The organism is Telluria sp. LT1R51-2 (assembly GCF_059685775.1).
In genome coordinates, this window is sequence record NZ_JCASIM010000001.1 from 2,543,669 (window position 1) to 2,560,325 (window position 16,657).

Annotated in this window: 14 protein-coding genes; 9 read left to right on the forward strand and 5 right to left on the reverse strand. The window is 62.3% G+C overall.

Going from position 1 to position 16,657, the window contains the following annotated elements:
• The first annotated feature begins 6 nt into the window (after nucleotides 1-6).
• Nucleotides 7-1,365, forward strand: a complete 1,359-nt coding sequence (locus AC56LH_RS11120) for a diguanylate cyclase (RefSeq protein ID WP_499645983.1) — start codon at nucleotides 7-9, stop codon at nucleotides 1,363-1,365.
• 9 nt (nucleotides 1,366-1,374) lie between these two features.
• Here the strand turns inward: AC56LH_RS11120 and AC56LH_RS11125 are convergent, their stop codons facing one another.
• Entirely contained in the window at nucleotides 1,375-2,931 is a 1,557-nt protein-coding gene (locus tag AC56LH_RS11125) for a glycerol-3-phosphate dehydrogenase/oxidase (RefSeq protein WP_499645984.1), read from the reverse strand.
• 197 nt (nucleotides 2,932-3,128) lie between these two features.
• Here AC56LH_RS11125 and AC56LH_RS11130 point away from each other — a divergent pair, with 197 nt between their 5' ends.
• A complete protein-coding gene (locus tag AC56LH_RS11130) occupies nucleotides 3,129-4,169 on the forward strand; it encodes an AraC family transcriptional regulator (RefSeq protein WP_499645985.1) in 1,041 nt (346 codons plus the stop codon).
• Between the two features lie 4 nt (nucleotides 4,170-4,173).
• Here the strand turns inward: AC56LH_RS11130 and AC56LH_RS11135 are convergent, their stop codons facing one another.
• On the reverse strand, nucleotides 4,174-4,947 hold the full coding sequence (locus AC56LH_RS11135) for a YoaK family protein (RefSeq protein ID WP_499645986.1): 774 nt from the start codon (nucleotides 4,945-4,947) through the stop codon (nucleotides 4,174-4,176).
• Between the two features lie 141 nt (nucleotides 4,948-5,088).
• Between AC56LH_RS11135 and dapC the strand changes: the two genes are divergently transcribed.
• From dapC to AC56LH_RS11150, 3 genes are all read left to right on the forward strand, one after another.
• Nucleotides 5,089-6,303 (forward strand): succinyldiaminopimelate transaminase, encoded by a 1,215-nt coding sequence (gene dapC, locus AC56LH_RS11140; RefSeq protein ID WP_499645987.1) that lies wholly within the window; start codon nucleotides 5,089-5,091, stop codon nucleotides 6,301-6,303.
• Nucleotides 6,304-6,345: 42 nt separating this feature from the next.
• The gene (gene dapD, locus AC56LH_RS11145) at nucleotides 6,346-7,170 is read left to right on the forward strand and encodes a 2,3,4,5-tetrahydropyridine-2,6-dicarboxylate N-succinyltransferase (protein WP_499645988.1); all 825 of its coding nucleotides are present in this window, start codon (nucleotides 6,346-6,348) and stop codon (nucleotides 7,168-7,170) included.
• Between the two features lie 95 nt (nucleotides 7,171-7,265).
• Entirely contained in the window at nucleotides 7,266-8,411 is a 1,146-nt protein-coding gene (locus AC56LH_RS11150; protein ID WP_499645989.1) for a PilT/PilU family type 4a pilus ATPase, read from the forward strand.
• Nucleotides 8,412-9,186: 775 nt separating this feature from the next.
• Here the strand turns inward: AC56LH_RS11150 and AC56LH_RS11155 are convergent.
• Together AC56LH_RS11155 and AC56LH_RS11160 are read right to left on the reverse strand one after the other, a co-directional pair.
• Nucleotides 9,187-10,098, reverse strand: a complete 912-nt coding sequence (locus tag AC56LH_RS11155; RefSeq protein WP_499645990.1) for a hypothetical protein — start codon at nucleotides 10,096-10,098, stop codon at nucleotides 9,187-9,189.
• A 352-nt stretch (nucleotides 10,099-10,450) separates the two neighbouring features.
• Nucleotides 10,451-11,191, reverse strand: a complete 741-nt coding sequence (locus AC56LH_RS11160) for a hypothetical protein (protein ID WP_499645991.1) — start codon at nucleotides 11,189-11,191, stop codon at nucleotides 10,451-10,453.
• Nucleotides 11,192-11,584: 393 nt separating this feature from the next.
• Here AC56LH_RS11160 and AC56LH_RS11165 point away from each other — a divergent pair, with 393 nt between their 5' ends.
• From AC56LH_RS11165 to AC56LH_RS11180, 4 genes are all read left to right on the forward strand, one after another.
• The gene (locus AC56LH_RS11165) at nucleotides 11,585-11,947 is read left to right on the forward strand and encodes an ArsC family reductase (protein WP_499645993.1); all 363 of its coding nucleotides are present in this window, start codon (nucleotides 11,585-11,587) and stop codon (nucleotides 11,945-11,947) included.
• Nucleotides 11,944-13,080, forward strand: a complete 1,137-nt coding sequence (dapE, locus tag AC56LH_RS11170; RefSeq protein ID WP_499645995.1) for a succinyl-diaminopimelate desuccinylase — start codon at nucleotides 11,944-11,946, stop codon at nucleotides 13,078-13,080. The genes AC56LH_RS11165 and dapE overlap by 4 nt, the downstream gene beginning before the upstream one ends.
• Before the next feature lie 25 nt (nucleotides 13,081-13,105).
• On the forward strand, nucleotides 13,106-13,996 hold the full coding sequence (prmB, locus tag AC56LH_RS11175) for a 50S ribosomal protein L3 N(5)-glutamine methyltransferase (RefSeq protein WP_499645997.1): 891 nt from the start codon (nucleotides 13,106-13,108) through the stop codon (nucleotides 13,994-13,996).
• An 85-nt stretch (nucleotides 13,997-14,081) separates the two neighbouring features.
• Entirely contained in the window at nucleotides 14,082-16,055 is a 1,974-nt protein-coding gene (locus AC56LH_RS11180; RefSeq protein ID WP_499645999.1) for an ATP-binding cassette domain-containing protein, read from the forward strand.
• Nucleotides 16,056-16,082: 27 nt separating this feature from the next.
• Here the strand turns inward: AC56LH_RS11180 and AC56LH_RS11185 are convergent, their stop codons facing one another.
• A complete protein-coding gene (locus AC56LH_RS11185) occupies nucleotides 16,083-16,583 on the reverse strand; it encodes a chemotaxis protein CheW (protein WP_499646001.1) in 501 nt (166 codons plus the stop codon).
• Between the last annotated feature and the right edge of the window lie 74 nt (nucleotides 16,584-16,657).

Sequence of the window (16,657 nt, forward strand, 5' to 3'; positions counted from 1 at the left end):
CAACTGATGATGCACCCTGCTCTAGCGCTTGCAGCTCCGGCGCGCCAATCCGCCATTCTGATCGTTGACGATGCGCCCGACAGCGTCGGCCTGTTGCAGGACATGATGCGACAGCAGGGTTACCAGACCTTTGTTGCCAGCAACGGCAAACGCGCGCTCGATATCGCGCTGCGCGTGCAGCCCGACCTGATCCTGCTCGACGTGCGGATGCCCGACCTCGATGGCCTGGAAATCTGCCGCCGCCTCAAGCGCGCGCCCGACACCGCCCATATTCCCGTCATATTCATCAGCGAGTGCGGTGAAACCGAAGACGTCGTCGCCGGCTTCGACACGGGCGCTGCGGATTACATCGCCAAACCGGTGCGCATGGCCGAAGTCTGCGTGCGCGTGCGGGCCCAGCTGCGCCTGCGCAGCAGCAGTGACAGCCAGAAGCAACAGGCCGAGCGCCTGCAGCTGATCGTCGATGGCATGGACGAAGGCCTGATGCTCGTCGACGCCGACGGCTGCATCGCCTTTGCCAACCCGGCCAGCGAAGGCTTCCTGGCCCAGCCGCGCAGCCTGCTCACCGGTCGCCCACTGTGCGACCTGATCGAGCCGCCGGCAGACCGGGACTATGCCGCGTTCTTCGCCAACCCGTCGGATGAGCAGGCTGCAGCGCGCTGCCGCGGCACGCGCGAAGTGCGGCTGCGCCAGCCCGATGGCACGCTGCGCGCGATCGACCTGGGCCTGTCGCCGATGGCTGGCGACGAAGGCCTGTTCGTCATCCTGCTGCACGACATCACGCACCACAAGCAATCCGAAACGGCGCTGCAGCATGCCGCGCTGGTCGACCCGCTCACGCGCATTGCCAACCGCCGCCACTTCGACGCTTTCCTGGAAAAAGAATGGCAGCGCGCGATCAGGAGCAGCCAGCCGCTGTCGCTGATCGTGATCGACGTCGACCACTTCAAGGGCTACAACGACAGCCTGGGCCACGCTGCCGGCGACACCTGCCTGCAGGCGATCGCCGCAGCGCTGCAATCGCATGCGATGCGCCCGACCGATCTGGCGGCGCGCTATGGCGGCGAGGAATTCGTCGTGCTGCTGGCCGATACCAGCGGCCCGAGCGCCACCCGCCTGGGTGAATCGATCCGTGCCCATATCGAGCAGCTGGCCATGCCGAATCCCCGTGCCGACTGCGCCGGCGTGGTCACGGCCAGCGTGGGCGTGGCCTGCATCGTGCCGACGCTGTTCGACGATATCCGCTCGCTGTTTGTTTCGGCCGACCGTGCCATGTACGAAGCCAAGGCGCGCGGTCGCAATCAAGTCGTCATGCTGCAGGCAGGGACAACGCTGGAAACCGTGCGCGGCTCACGCGCGCCCTGAGCCTGTCCGTCAGATGGCTGCCGGCACCGCGTGCTGCAAGCGCCACGCAGCCATATAGCGTTTTTCCTGCGTATCCCATTGCGCATCGTCCCATCCCAGTTCTTTCTGGCAGATCGTGCGCACCCGGCCCATGAGGGCGGCGCCGCCATCGGTCAGCTGGATGCCCAGGCGCGTGCGGCGCAGCAGCAGGTCGTCGAGCCGGTACACCTGTTCGGCGCGCGCCGCCCAGCGCAGCTCGGCCCACAGCGTGTGCGTGCCCGGAATGCATTCGAGCTCGCCTGCCTGCGCGGCGGACAGGAGCGCCTTGACGTGCACGCCGTAACGGCCCGTCAGCCGGCGCAGCACGGTGGGCGGCAGGTCGCGCCGCGCCGGCACGCTGGCCCGTGCGAACACGGTCCCGCGCTCGGTGCGCAGCGGCGCACCCGGCAACTGGCGCGCCGCCTCGCGCAGCACGTCGCGCGCGGCCAGGCGGAAGGTGGTCAGCGTGCCACCCGCGACCGAGACCAGGCCGGGTTCGGACCACACCAGGTGCTCGCGCTTCTCACTGGTGGATACACCGTCGCTGCCGCTGTCGAACACCAGGCGCGCACCGGCAAACGTAGCCAGCACGTCGGCGTCGGTCAGCGCCAGCGATGCGAACTGGGCCTGTACGGCCGCCATCAGGTAATCGAATTCGCGCCGCGTGATGCTCGGCTGGGCATTGACGTCGTCGGTCTGGTCGACGTCGGCCGTACCGACCAGCGTCACGCCCTCCCACGGAAACGCAAACACGGGGCGACCGTCGACCGGATGCAGCAGACTGACGGCGTCGGTCAGTGGCAGGCGGTCAGCCGGCAGCAGCAGGTGGCTGCCACGCAGCCAGCGCAAACGCGCCATTGCGTCGTTGACGCCGGCGCAGGCGGGCGCTGGCGGTGCACCAGTGGCGTCGATCACCACCCGCGCGCGCACTGCCGTCTCAGCGCGCGTGCGTTCGTCGCTCAGCAAGGCGCCATGCACCTTGCCGCCATCGCGCACGAGCGACTGCACGGTGATGTAATTGCAGGCCACCGCGCCATGGGCACGCGCTTCGGCCAGCACGCGCAGCACCAGGCGCGCATCGTCGGTCTTGGCGTCGGTATAGCGGATGCTGCCGGCGCTGCGCGGATCGGGTGCATCCGGGGACGGGGTGCGCAAGGCGTCCTGGCGCTGCCATTGCGGTTCGCGCCGGCCCGTGAGCAGGTCGACCACGCGCAGCATCGACAGCAAGCCCAGGCGGCGCGTGAGGTCCGCGCCATGGTTGGCGAACGCAAACGGCTGCGCATCGACCAGGCCAGGCACGGCGCGCAGCAGCGCTTCGCGTTCGGCCACCGCGTCGCGCGTGCGGCGCAGGCTGCCGGCGGCCACATTGCGCAGGCCGTCGTGCATCAGTTTGGATGAACGGCTCGAGGTGCCGCAGCCAAAGTCGGCCTGCTCGACCAGCAGTGCCTTCAGGCCGCGCCGCGCTGCTTCGAGCAGGATGCCGGCGCCGGTGATGCCGCCGCCGATGACAAGTACGTCCCAGTCGCGCGGTGGCGGGAAGGTCGTCATGATGTCACCCGGCTGACGGGAGCCATGGCGCCGCCGGGCCAGCCCCGGCAAGTGCCCTGCTGGCACAGTCGCATGCAGATTGCCTCGTCACCCCAGCCATTACAACGCCGCATCAAACCGCCTTCTTCGTTATACTTGGACACAAGTTGCCCTTTTTGCCAGATTAGTCAGGGCCTTGCCAACTGTATTGCGCATTCATGACACTGCCTTGCTCGATCACGCCACGCCCGCCGGATACCGCCCGCGTGACCGGCCCGTATCTCCAGACCCTGCTCGACACCGCCCTTGAACGCGGCGTGACGCTGGCCGAGCTCGCATGCGCTGCCGGCCTGGCCGCCGATGCACTCTCGCCGCTTCCCGACACGTTGTCAACAACACGCTACATCGCCCTGCTCGATGCCGGCGCGCGGCTGGCGAACGATCCGTTTTTTGGCTTGCATGTCGGCGAAAATGTACGGCCTGCCACGTACAGCGCGTATGGCCTGATGCTGCTGGCCAGCAGCAGTTTCGGTCACGCGCTGGCGCTGGCCCAGCGCTATGAATCGCTGGCACACGACCTGGGGCGCAGCCGGCTTGCCATCGAAGGCCCGCACGCACTGCATGAATGGATCAGCCGCTATCCGGACGCCACGCGCCACCTGGCCGAGAGCGTGTACGCCGGCATTCGCGTGTTCGGCAGCTGGATGGCCGGACGAGCCTTGACGCCGCAGGCGATGCACTTCAGGCATGCCGATCCCGGCCACGGCCACGACGATTACCTGCGCGTGCTGGGCGTCGCGCCGACGTTCGACGCGCCGTGCCATGGCGCTGCCTTCGACGTGGCGCTGCTGGCCATGCCGGTGCCGAACGCCGATACCAGCCTGTTTGCGGTACTGCACCAGCATGCCGAGCGGCTGCTGGCGCAGCGCGCCATGGCCGTCGACGGCATCGTGGCGCAGGTGACGACGGCGGTCATGGCGCGCTTGCCGGACGGCCAGGCCCGCCTGGCACCGGTCGCGGCCGACCTGGGATGGTCGGCGCGCACGCTGCAGCGCAAGCTGGCGGATGCCGGATCGAGCTTCCAGCAGGTGCTCGATGCAGTGCGCTTCGCGCTGGCGCAGGACTATCTGCAGCGACGCGAGCTGGGTCTGGCCGATATCGCCTTCCTGCTGGGTTTTCAGGACCAGAGCGCGTTCACCCATGCGTTTCGCGAGTGGAGCGGCATCAATCCAGGGGCCTGGCGCGAACAGGCGGCCTGAGCGGTCAAGCGTCGTGCCCGGCCCGCCGGCCGCGACCCAGCACGTGCAGCGCATCGTCGACCACCGGCACGATGCCGAGCACGCACAGGAAGGCCGCCAGCGGAATCGTCGACAGATAGCCCAGGTGCTTGAAGCCCAGCGCGCCGACCACGCCGCCGATGCAGAAGGCAACCAGCAGCGCCGCCATCAGGGCCAGGCGGCCCAGGTTGGCCGTGACCTTGGGCTGGTGCCGGCCACCATCCATATTCCAGTACGCAAGCTTGCCCAGCTCGATGCCGATGTCGGTCACGATGCCGGTCATGTGGGTGGTGCGTATTTCGGCGTGCGAGACCTTGGTGATGACGGCGTTCTGCAAACCCATCATGAAACACAGCAGCATCACGGTCAGCGGAATGAACAGCGCATCGATGTCGTTCAGGCGTGCACCCAGGATGCCGAACACCAGCAGCAGGATCGCTTCGAGCACGAGCGGCAGCGCATAACCGCTGTAGAGACCCTGACGGCGCACGAGATTGACAAGGATCGCGGTGCAGGCCGCGCCCAGCATGAAACTGAGCAAGGCGCCCAACGCCGCGAGCACCAGGTCGGTGTGACCGAGCACCAGATGGTCGGCCGCGCTCGAGACGATGCCGGTCATGTGCGACGTGTACTCGCGCACCGCCAGATAGCCACCGGCATTGATGGCCCCGGCGACGAAGGCCAGCGCCACGCCCAGGTGGCGGTTGGCCCCGGGGGTGCGGGCGTGTCCAGTCAGGCTGCGCGCGTAATTGATCGGCACGGAAAATCGGCTTTCGACGAGAACATTGCGGGTGGATATTGACGTCAGATGTTACCGCAAATCACTTTAAGCGTATGCGCCGTGGCGGCGATTCCTGGCGCTATAATGAAAAATTAGTCAAATGCGCACACTGGTATCGCCGTGAACCCCCACCTCGACAAACTCCATCCCTATCCGTTCGAAAAATTGCGCCAGTTGTTTGCCGGCGTGACACCGAACCCGGATTACACGCCCATCAGTCTTGGCATTGGCGAGCCGAAGCATCCGACGCCCGCGTTCATCGAGAAAGCGCTGATGCATGCGGTATCGGGCCTGGCCAGCTATCCAAGCACGATCGGCAGCGAGCCCTTGCGCACCGCGATCACCGGCTGGCTTGAACGGCGCTACGGCTTGCCGGCGCTCGACGCAGCCACGATGGTGCTGCCGGTGAACGGCTCGCGCGAGGCGCTGTTTGCCATCGCACAGTGCACGATCGACGCATCGAAGCCCGATGCGCTGGTGGTGTGCCCGAACCCGTTCTACCAGATCTACGAAGGCGCGGCCTACCTGGCCGGCGCGGCGCCGTGGTTCGTCAATTCGGAACCGGGCCGCAATTTCGCGCCCGATTACGCCAGCGTGTCAGATGATGTCTGGCCGCGCGTGCAGCTGATGTATGTCTGCTCGCCCGGCAACCCGACCGGCGCCACGCTCACGCTGGACGACTGGCGCGAGCTGTTCGCGCTGTCGGACCGCTGGGGCTTTCTGATCGCGGCGGACGAATGCTATTCCGAGATCTACACGGGCAGCACGCCGCCACTGGGCGCGCTCGAAGCCGCGCACCTGCTGGGCCGCAGCAGCGGCGAGCAGCCTTACCGCAACCTGATCGTGTTCTCGAGCCTGTCGAAGCGCTCGAACGTGCCGGGCATGCGCTCGGGCTTCGTGGCAGGCGATCCGGTGGCGATGAAACGTTTTCTGCTGTACCGCACCTACTGCGGCGGCGCGATGTCGCCACCGGTGCAGGCAGCGTCGATCGCGGCCTGGAACGACGAGCAGCACGTGCAGGACAACCGCATGCTGTACAAAGAGAAATTCAATCTCATCACGCCGCTGCTCAAGAACGTGATGGACGTCGAACTGCCCGACGCCGGCTTCTATCTGTGGGCCGACGTGCGCCGCACCGGCCTGTCGGATGTCGACTTCGCACGGCGCCTGTACGCCGACTATAATGTCACGGTCCTTCCGGGCAGCTACCTGGCGCGCGATGCGCACGGGCAGAACCCGGGCCAGGACCGCATCCGCATGGCCCTCGTGGCCAGCGTCGACGAAGGACTGGAAGCGGCCAACCGCATCGTCCAGTTCTGCCAGGGCCTCGCCTGACGCCTCTGCACCCTTGAACTCATTCCAACCAAGACCAGCACCATGACCCAACAACTCCAGAACATCATCGACACCGCCTGGGAACAGCGCGCCGACATCAGCCCGAACAGCGCCAGCGCCGAACTGCGTGACGCAGTCGCCCACGTGCTCGCGGGCCTCGACGACGGCAGCCTGCGCGTCGCGCAGAAGGACACCGGCACCTGGGTCGTGAACCAGTGGATCAAGAAAGCCGTGCTGCTGTCGTTCCGCCTCGAGAACAACGTGCCGGTCGCCTCGGGCGACATTCAGTTCTACGACAAGGTCCCGACCAAGTTCGCCGACTACACGCCCGAAGACTTCTCACGCGGCGGCTTCCGTGTGGTGCCGCCGGCCGTGGCCCGGCGCGGCAGCTTCATCGGCAAGAATGTGGTCCTGATGCCGTCGTACGTCAATATCGGTGCCTACGTCGACGAAGGCACGATGGTCGACACCTGGGCCACGGTCGGTTCGTGCGCGCAGATCGGCAAGAACGTCCACCTGTCGGGCGGCGTCGGCATCGGCGGCGTGCTCGAACCGATGCAGGCCAACCCGACCATCATCGAAGACAACTGCTTCATCGGCGCGCGTTCCGAGATCGTCGAAGGCGTGATCGTCGAAGAGAACTCGGTGATCTCGATGGGCGTCTACATCGGCCAGTCGACCAAGATCTATGACCGCGCCACGGGCGAAGTGTCCTACGGCCGCGTGCCGTCGGGTTCGGTCGTCGTGTCGGGCAGCCTGCCGTCCGCCGATGGCAAGTACAGCCTGTACTGCGCCGTCATCGTCAAGCGCGTCGATGCACAGACGCGCTCGAAGACAGCCATCAACGATCTGCTGCGCGGCGACTGATTGCGCACGTAGTCAGTACGGCCGGTTGAACGGGGCGGCATGCCTGCCCCGCTCAACCAGCTCTTGTAACTCCCCCGATTGACGGAGACGATGCGATGGCCATGGACCGCCTGTTCCAGCTGATGAAAGAGAAGAACGCGTCCGACATGTTCTTCGCCGTGAACTCCCCGGTGCATATCAAGATCAACGGCGCGCTCATCCCCATCAACCAGCATCGCCTCGAACCCGAGAACATCCTGTCGCTGCTGTCCGAGATCGCAACGCCAGAACAGATCGACGAACTCCAGCGCGACAATGAATTGAACATGGGCGTGTCGGTCGCGAACGTCGGCCGGTTTCGCCTGTCGGCGTTCCGCCAGCGCGGCTCGATCTCGGCCGTGTTCCGCTTCATCCCGGCGACCATCCCGCCGCTGGCCGAGCTGGGCCTGCCACCCGTGCTGGCCGAACTGATCATGGAAAAACGCGGCCTGATGCTGATCGTGGGCGCTACCGGCTCGGGCAAGTCGACCACCATCGCATCGATGCTCGATCATCGCAACGACCTGCGCACCGGGCATATCCTGACGCTGGAAGACCCGATCGAGTATCTCTTCAAGAACAAGAAATCGATCGTCAACCAGCGCGAGATCGGCAGCGACACGCACGACTTCGGCATCGCACTGAAGAACTCGATGCGCCAGGCGCCCGACTGCATCCTGATCGGCGAAATCCGCGACCGCGAAACGATGCAGGCGGCGCTGGCGTACGCGCAGTCAGGCCACCTGGTGCTGGCCACGCTGCACGCGAACAACAGCTACAACGCGCTCAACCGCATCATCAGCTTCTACCCGCTGGAAAACCGCAACGCGCTGCTGCAGGACCTGGCCTCGAGCATCAAGGCCATCGTGTCGCAGCGGCTCGTCAAGGCGGCTGCCGGCGGTGCGCGCCGCGCGGCAGTTGAAGTCATGCTCAATACCCGCTACATCGCCGACCTGATCGAACAGGGCGAAATCAGCCAGATCAAGGAAGCGATGGACAAGAGCCTGTCGGCTGGCTCGCAATCGTTCGAAGGCGCCCTGTTCCACCTGATCAAGGAAGGCCACGTGACGCAGGACGAAGGCCTGGCCAACGCCGACTCGGCCACCAACCTGCTCTGGCTGCTCAACAACGGGCCCGATAGCCAGGTCCAGCAGCAACTGGACGACAAGCCCAGCGAACCCAAGGGCGGCGCCTCGTTCACCGAGTTCACGCTCAATTCCTAATCTTCCGGGGCGGCGCTGCCGCCCTTTTTCCCCGCATATCCATGACGACTACCCTCTACGGCATCCCCAATTGTAGTCGTTGAGATGCGTGGACTTGGTAGGATTGAAAAGGGAGTCGGTGAGCTGATCATTGCGGTGCTCGCACAATTCGCCTAGATAGAGCGACAACGCCTCCGCGAACAAACCACCGCAGGTCGTGAAATCGCGCGCAAGTCTCTGGAACTCACCGGGAAGGCTCATAGGGGGAAAGTCAGTTTGGGGCGGCCAGCACGGTATGATCCCGAGGTTGTAAAGAAGTAGCGCATAAAGCATGACGCTAGCATTCGCAAGCCAGCTGAACACTTTGATCTCTCCGACTCGACGGTCAAGCAATACTGTTTAGCCATATCTACCCCAATGTAGTCCTAGTTTCTTCCAAATAAGAGTCGGGTAAAAATGGTAAGGCCATGGAGCGTTGCAATGAGGGCGAAGGATGAAGCAGGTCTAATCCCGCTATCGACCAGAGGTCGCAAGCAGACGGTCCTGTCGATGATCCCATCAGAGTTGCGACCGTGATTGCCAAGTCCGACTTGCTAGAACTGGATATATTGAACAAGTCAGCGTTTAGAGTCGGATATAGTGATGAAATATCACAACCATAGGGCGGTGTCAGCAAAAACGACGCGAGTAAAATCCCGCGAATAGGTGCAGGCACTGCACTACTTCATGAAGACCCCGCTTCAGTCTGTTGATGCTAAACGCCAGGAGCGTTCAAACACCCCTGGCTACATCACTTCTACCGGTTCAGGACTTGCCTTAAGCGAGACTCCCACTTGTGATCGTGAACAACGCGGTCATGCGCGAGCTTCCCATTAATGATTTCGTTTTTGGTAAGCTGCGACAACGTTTCCCAGTCATGTCGAAACACGTATGTTGCATTGTCAAGATGCGCGCTCTCCAGAATAAAGATCTCCTTGCTCTCAAAGCCATAAACGAAGTATGCGCTGAAACCTCCCCTACCCATGGCTAAGAAATCAGGTTTGAAGCCTGCAATAGTGCCCATACGTCCACGGATCAACTCCCGCGCTGACTCACTTAGATTTTCCGTCAACCTTTCGACAAAGGGCTTTGCTTTCGTCCACGGCGAAGTTCCCGGGGGAAGAACCTCCCACTGCAAACTCTTCAACTTTACACCCACCCCAATCCCCGATGCCACATCGATTGCCTGGAACTCTCCAAAGCATTCAAGCATCATGTTTGCGAGATGGAGCGCACCATCTGTGCTCCCGTTAATGAGATCAATCTCCCGCGTAACAATATAGGTTTCGCCCGCAATGATGCTGGCATAAAGTTGCTCCGACGGAGCTAATACATAGTCCCTTGGATATACTTCCATGTCTCGCCACTGAGTCCCAGTGTGTTCACGGCCGTGCCAGTCACGCCAAGTGCGGTAGGACTCGAAGGATTTAACAACCTTCGGAAGATCCTTCCGGACTAACTCCTTGCCATTTGCGTTATACGATGTCACTCGACCGACGCAGGACGGAATAATGCACTCTCCTGGTGCGATATGCAGACTAAATCCCAGTCTAGCCCAAGTTCCTGGTGGCACCTCGGTTGCGTTGACAGCAAACCTGACCTTGGGATGCTTGTCCGTGACAGCAAGCAATTTCGAAATAGACCTGATGTTTGTACCTTTATAGAACATACTTTTTCCTTTAGTTGGAAGCTAACTGTGACCTCTCAACCTCCGGTGAAAAGCACTTGACGATCGCCAAGCAATCCGCTAACCTTCAGTTCGACTTGAGTAAGGCCACATAAGCTGTAGCACACGATGTTTCCTAGACATCTGAGCGCAGTTGATAACTCGCTGACTCTGCTCAGCGAGAGCTAAACCGCAAACCCGTATTTGCGGTTATTTCTATTGCAATATAGAAATATTTCATTGCCAAAGCATGCGCTTTACTATTGATTACTTATAGACGCCACTGCTTGCCTTCCCTGTGATGAGATACGTCCTTACACGGAAGACTAAAAGCAATAGGCCGTTAGCTAACTGATTACATTTCTTCTTCGTCATCTGCCAGATGCAGATCGATGTACCCTTTTAGCCGCACCCTGTCTGCGCTATAAAACGGATCAGGGAACTCGATCCAAGCCGTCCTACCACCACTCAATTTCACCGGCAGTCGATGCCCTGGAGCAACAGCCGAGCTTGCAATTGCAGCCACTACGTCTCTATTATTCGACTCGACCTCTTGAACCATACCGCCATTAGGCGGATCATCATCCTGTTGACTGCCGTGCAAATGGACGTCATTCTCGTCGCCAGCAAAGTAGTGCGAGAATTCAAGTGACTTCTTGAACACACTCAGGCATGCACTAGCTGCCGAAGGAGCAAATCCACGCTGGATAAGCTCGAACGTGATCGTTTGATCTGAGGGCAAGTGATTTCCATACTGATCCAGCATGGCAGCGAAGAGCGGCGGATTAAGCATGAACTTTCGGAGCAAAGCACGCTTGTGATTTGAATCCGGAGTGAACTGATAGTCTTCCACATCTTTCGATACCGCCACACACCCATCCTTCGGACGCTCGATTAAACCCCAGTAGCCCAAAGAGGCCATAGCCTGAAGTGCCGCGCCGCTTTTCGAGCTATAACCAATGTGCCCCATAGCGACCTCAACACGCGCCACGTGTCGACGCTCAGCCTGATACATCTTTATCGCTCTTAATAGCGCCTCTTCCAAAGCCATGCTTGGCGCTCGAGGGCTATTTTTACGCTTGTTATCGTTGTCCATTTGCAAGCCATTTCTCTAAGTGATGCCATTGTACCCCAACAGCAGAAGAATAATCAACGATGATCATAAAAAAATCTTAAGAATCTTTTTAATAGTCCCTAATAAGAATCCATGAAAGATTTTTTCTGTTTATATTCAGTACCTTACGCTATCGTCACGAAGGAATATAAACAAGTTCCCAAGATTCCCAACCCTTTCATCACTGGGTAACTTTGCTTTTAATCTCCAACTGCACTCATACGATCAAGTTGCCGAGATGCGCACTGTATCTGTTTCTTTTGCTGCCAACTGAGCATTCCACTATCATGTCCGTCTTACCCCTTACGACGTACCACAACGACGTAGAATTCAGCACCACCACGAATCCACAGAATTCAATAAACTATTGATTTAATGAATAAATTTACCCTCTACGGCATCCCCAATTGCGACACCGTCAAGAAAGCCCGCACCTGGCTGCAAGACCACGGCATCGACTTCACCTTCCACGATTTCAAGAAACAAGGGCTCACGCCTGAACTGGTGACGACTTGGCTGCAAGACCTCGACTGGACCACCTTGGTCAACCGCAAGGGCACCACCTGGCGCAACTTGCCGGACGAACGCAAGGCGGCCATAGTCGATGCCGACAGCGCCATGGCGCTGATGCTCGAGAACCCATCGGTCATCAAGCGCCCGGTCCTGCAAGGCGCCGGGCCTGTGACGGTCGGTTTTTCGCCGGCTGCGTTTGAAGAAAAATTCGGGGCGGCAGCATGAGGCCATCACGCACCCTGCTGCTCACCGAAGAGCTGATCGCACTCGACTCGATCACGCCCCAGGACAAGGGTTGCCAGCAGCGCCTGATCGAGCTGTTGGCGCCGCTGGGCTTCGTGTGCGAGACGATCGTCTCGAACGGCGTGACCAATCTGTGGGCCCGCAAGGGCGAGAATGCGCCGCTGTTCGTGTTTGCCGGCCATACCGACGTGGTGCCGGCGGGTCCGCTGCACCAGTGGACATCCGAGCCGTTCATGCCGACGCAGCGCGAGGGCAAGCTGTACGGCCGCGGCGCCTCCGACATGAAGACGTCGATCGCGGCAATGGTCGTCGCCTGCGAAGAGTTCATCGCCGCCTATCCGGACCACCGCGGCTCGATCGCGTTGTTGATCACGAGCGACGAAGAAGGCCCGGCGGTCGACGGCACCGCCATCGTCTGCGACCTGCTCGAAGAACGGGGCGTCGCGCCCGACTATTGCCTGGTGGGCGAGCCGACCTCGAACCACGTGCTGGGCGACACGATCAAGAATGGCCGGCGCGGTTCGCTGTCGGGGCACCTGGCCGTCAACGGCGTCCAGGGCCACATCGCCTACCCGCAACTGGCGCGCAACCCGATTCACCAGATGGCGCCGGCACTGGCCGAGCTGACGCTGGAAGTGTGGGACGAAGGCAACGAGTACTACGCGCCCACCAGCTGGCAAGTATCGAACATCGCCGCCGGCACCGGCGCCAACAACGTGATCCCGGGCAGCGTGAGCCTGGACTTCAACTTCCGCTTCTCGACCGCCAGCACGGCCGAAGGCCTGCAGGCGCGCGTGCATGCGATCCTCGATCGCCATGGCCTGGACTACGATCTCGACTGGACCCTGTCGGGCCTGCCCTTCCTGACCGAGAAAGGCACGCTGTCGGACGCCGTCTGCACCGCGATCAGCGACGAACTGGGCGTGCAGACCGAATTATCGACCTCGGGCGGGACCTCGGATGGCCGCTTCATCGCCCGCATCTGCCCTCAGGTGATAGAATTCGGCCCACCGAACGCCAGCATTCACAAAATCGACGAGCACATCGAACTGCGCTACATCGATCCCCTGAAGAATATCTATCGCCGTACGCTCCAGCGCCTGCTGGCCGCTTGAAGCATTACAACCCATCATCCAGGCCATGACCACCACCTCATTCTCCACGCCGCGCGACCTGCTGCGCTATGCGATCACCCGTTTCAACGGTGCCAAGCTGTTCTTCGGCCACGGCAGCATCGAAGCGTTCGACGAAGCCGCCTACCTGATCCTGCACACCCTGAAGCTGCCGCTCGACCGCCTGGAGCCGTTCCTCGACGCCAAGCTGCTGGACGACGAAGTGCTGCAGGTGCTGGCCGTGATCGAGCGGCGTGTGACCGAGCGCGTACCGGCTGCCTACATCACCAAAGAGGCGTGGCTGGGCGAGTACCGCTTCTATGTCGACGAACGCGTGCTGGTGCCGCGCTCGTTCATTGCCGAGCTGATTCCGCAGCAGTTCAGCCCATGGCTGGTGGACCCGGATGGCGTGGAAAACGTGCTCGAACTGTGCACCGGCAGCGGGTGCCTGGCGATCATGATGGCCGATACGTTTGCCAATGCGGTGGTCGATGCGATCGACATCTCGAAGGATGCGCTGGCCGTGGCCGAGACGAATATCCGCGAATACAAACTCGAAGGGCGCGTGAACCCGATCGAGTCCGACCTGTACGAGAACGTGCCGTTCAAGAAATACGACCTGATCATCACCAACCCGCCGTACGTGAACGCTGAATCGATGCGCACGCTGCCGCAGGAATACATGGTCGAGCCGCAGATCGCGCTGGCCGGCGGCGAAGACGGCATGGACCTGGTGCGCAAGATCATCGCCGGCGCCGCCGAGCGCCTGACGCCGGAAGGCATCCTGGTGGTTGAAATCGGCAACGAGCGCGAGTACGCCGAAGCCGCGTTCGGCCACCTGGGCCTGACCTGGCTGACCACGAGCATCGGCGACGACGCCGTGTTCCTGCTGACGGCCGAACAGCTCCAAAACGCGTAATCATCCGCATCCTTCTTTTATCCGTGGGGTGGGCGACTCGGTTGCCCACCCCACGCTGCACGTCAACTTTCAAGCGTCCCACACCATGATCCGTATCCAGAACGTCAGCCTGATGCGCGGCACCAAGCCGCTGCTCGTCGATGCCGACCTGACCCTCAACCCGGGCGACAAGATCGGCCTGATCGGCGCCAACGGCGCCGGCAAATCGAGCCTGTTCGGCATGCTCCGTAACGAGCTGCACCCGGACCAGGGCCAGATCGACTTCCCGGCCAAATGGCGCATGGCGTACGTGGCGCAAGAGACGCCAGCGCTGGACCGCGCGGCGCTCGATTACGCCATTGACGGCGACGTCGGCCTGCGCAAGCTCCAGGCCGAGCTGGAAGAACTGGAATCGCACCCGGATGTCGACGCCCACGGCATGCGCCTGGGCGAGCTGCACGGCATGCTGGCCGACGCTGACGGCTACACGGTGCAGTCGCGCGGCGAACAGCTGCTACTGGGCCTGGGCTTTTCGCTGGCGCAGATGAACCAGCCGGTGGCGAGCTTCTCGGGTGGCTGGCGCATGCGCCTGAACCTGGCGCAGGCGCTGATGTGCCCGTCCGACCTGCTGCTGCTCGATGAACCGACCAACCACCTGGATCTGGATGCGATCATCTGGCTCGAAGACTGGCTCAAGCGCTACACGGGCACCCTGATCATCATTTCCCACGATCGCGACTTCCTTGACGAAGTGGTCAACGTGATCGTGCACATCGACGAGCGCAAGCTGAAGCGCTACACGGCCAACTACTCGGGCTTCGAGCGCCAGCGCGCCGCCCAGATGATCCTGGCCGCCGGCGCCCTCGAGAAGCAGCAGCGCCAGCGCGCCCACCTCGAGTCGTTCGTCAACCGCTTTAAGGCGCAGGCTTCCAAGGCGCGCCAGGCCCAGAGCCGCATGAAGGCCCTGGCCAAGATGGAAGAGCTGGCGCCGCTGCGCGCCGCGGCCGAGTTCTCGTTCGACTTCCGCGAGCCGCTGTCGGCCCCGAACCCGCTGCTGGTGCTCGACAAGGTCGACGCCGGCTACTTCCTGCTCGACGAGCATGGCGACAAGGTCGGCAAGAAAACCATCGTCAACCACATCGACTTTTCGCTGACCATCGGCCAGCGCATTGGCCTGTTGGGCGTGAACGGCGCTGGTAAATCGACGCTGATCAAGACCATCGCCGGCGAGCTGATGCCGCTGACCGGCGAAGCGACCATCGGCAAGGGCCTGTCGATCGGCTACTTCGCCCAGCACCAAGTCGAGATGCTGCGCCATGACGAGTCGCCCCTGTGGCACCTGGCCAAGATCGCGCCGACCGTGCGCGAGCAGGAACTGCGCAACTTCCTGGGCAGCTTCAACTTCCCGGGCGATATGGTGACCAGCTCGATCAAGCCGTTCTCGGGCGGCGAAAAGGCGCGTCTGGCGCTGGCCCTGATCGTCTGGCAGCGCCCGAACCTGCTGCTGCTCGATGAACCGACCAACCACCTGGACCTGGAAACGCGCGAGGCGCTGACGATGGCGCTGGCGCAGTTCGAAGGCACGCTGATCGTCGTGTCCCACGATCGCCACCTGCTGCGCGCGACGACCGATGAATTCATCATCGTTGCCGACGGCCGCCTGCAACCGTTCGACGGCGACCTGGACGACTACAAGGACTGGCTGTTCAAGACCAAGCTGGGCAAAGGCACCGACATCCTTCCGCTGGCCAAGACCGCCGCGCCCGTCGCGCCGGTGCCAAGCGCCACGCCGGCCGAGCGTAAGGAACAGAAGCGCCTGGGCGCCGAAGAGCGCCAGCGCAACGCCGCGCAGCGCAAGCCGATCGAAAGCAAGGTCAAGCGTCTGGATGAGCAGATGGCCAAGCTGCAGGCAAAGAAAGCCACGATCGATGCCGCCCTGCTCGACCCGACGATCTACGATGCGCAGAACAAGGATCGCCTCAAGACGCTGGTGGCCGACCAGGCGTTCGTGGCGCGGGATCTGGAAACGCTCGAGGTGGAGTGGCTGACGCTGCAGGAACAGCTGGAAGCGCTGGCATAAGCCAGTGGGATAAGCAGTACGACGCCGTCAGGCGGCCCTGAGCGGCCGCCGCGGCGACAACGACACGAGGCCATCGATGTCGATCAACACCACGCACCGGCCGTCGATGCGGGCAATGCCGATCAGGTAGCTGGCGCCGGCCTTGTCCGGGACGGCCTGCACGGCTTCCGGGCGCACGTGCACGATACCGGTCACCCCTTCCACGACCATCCCCACCAGGCCGCTCGACAGGCGCAGGATGATCACGTCGGTATCGGGGTGCACGATGCCCGCGCCTGCGCCTGCGCCTGCGCCTGCACCTGCGCCTTGAGTGGCGGTGGTACGCATGTCGATCACCGGCAGGATCACGCCATGCGACAACGCCACGCCGCCGATGATGTCGCCGTCTTCGGCGAAGCGCTCGAGGGATTTGAGCAATTTGAGTTCCTGCACCCGCGCGCAATCGAGTCCGTACTCCTGCCCATCGAGCATGAAGCTGAGGTAATCCGTTGGTGCGCCAGACCGTGGCGCGCGCGCTGTGTTGTGCATGGTGGATCCTCGATCAGTCCGACCACCATCGTAAGCCTGCCGGTCACGGTGATGTTGACTGCAATCAATTCGCA